This is a genomic window from Kitasatospora sp. NPDC007106, from assembly GCF_040634455.1.
Taxonomy (GTDB): Bacteria; Actinomycetota; Actinomycetes; order Streptomycetales; family Streptomycetaceae; genus Kitasatospora; species Kitasatospora arboriphila.
Genome location: NZ_JBEYFP010001368.1, coordinates 1 through 1,167, shown reverse-complemented (window position 1 = coordinate 1,167; position 1,167 = coordinate 1). Strand labels below are relative to the sequence as shown.

General features: G+C 75.7%; 1 protein-coding gene. It reads left to right on the top strand.

Annotated features, from left to right (window positions below; all coding sequences use genetic code 11):
- Positions 1–1,167: FAD-dependent monooxygenase (locus ABZ641_RS38545; RefSeq protein WP_359989347.1), on the top strand; the 1,167-nt coding region annotated here is incomplete at both ends.

Sequence of the window (1,167 nt, the reverse complement as noted above, 5' to 3'; positions counted from 1 at the left end):
CTGCTGGAGGAGCGTGCGGTCGAGCTGGGGGCGGAGATCCGCCGGGGCTGCGAGGTGGTCGGCGTGAGTCAGGACGGGGACGGGGTGGGTGTCGGGCTGGCCGACGGCACGCGGCTGCGTTCGCGCTACCTGGTCGGCTGTGACGGCGGCCGCAGCACCGTGCGCAAGCTGGTCGGCATCGGGTTCCCGGGTGAGCCCGCCAGGGTGGAGACGCTGCTGGGCGACGTGGAGGCGGCCGAGGATCCGGCGGTGATCGCGGCCGTCGTGGAGGAGGTCCGCCGGACCCAGCTGCGGTTCGGGGTGACTCCCGACGTGGACGGGCAGGCGGGGCTGTACCGCGTCGTCGTGCCCGCCGACGGGGTGGCGGAGGACCGGACGGCCGCGCCGACGCTGGAGGAGTTCAGGCGGCGGCTGCGGGCGGTCGCGGGCACCGATTTCGGCGTGCATTCGCCGCGCTGGCTGTCCCGGTTCGGCGACGCCACCCGGCAGGCCGAGCGCTACCGCTGCGGGCGGGTATTGCTGGCGGGCGACGCGGCGCACGTCCACCCGCCGACCGGCGGACAGGGGCTGAACCTGGGCCTCCAGGACGCGTTCAACCTCGGCTGGAAGCTGGCCGCCGAGGTCGCCGGATGGGCCCCGGAGGGGCTGCTCGACAGCTACCACGCCGAGCGGCACCCGGTGGGCGCGGCCGTGCTGGACAACACCCGGGCGCAGATCACCCTGCTCGGGACGGATCCGGGGGCGGCCGCGCTGCGCGGGCTGTTCTCTCGGCTGATGGACTTCGAGGAGGTGAACCGGTACGTGACCGGGCTGATCACGGCGGTCGACGTCCGCTACGACGTCGGTGGGGGCCACGAACTGCTCGGCCGGCGGATGCGGGACGTGGCACTGAAGCGCGGACGCCTCTACGAGCTGATGCACGGCGGCCGCGGGCTGCTGCTCGACCGGACCGGCCTGCTGTCGGTGGCGGGCTGGGCCGACCGGGTCGACCACGTCGTCGACGACGGCGAGGAGCTGGCGGCGCTGGGGGTGGCGGCGGCGGTGTTGCTGCGGCCGGACGGCCATGTGGTGTGGGTCGGCGACGACCAGGACGGCCTGCTCGGCGGCCTGCCGCGGTGGTTCGGCGCCGCCTCCGCCGACCGGGGCCGGGCTGCCGACCGGGGCCGG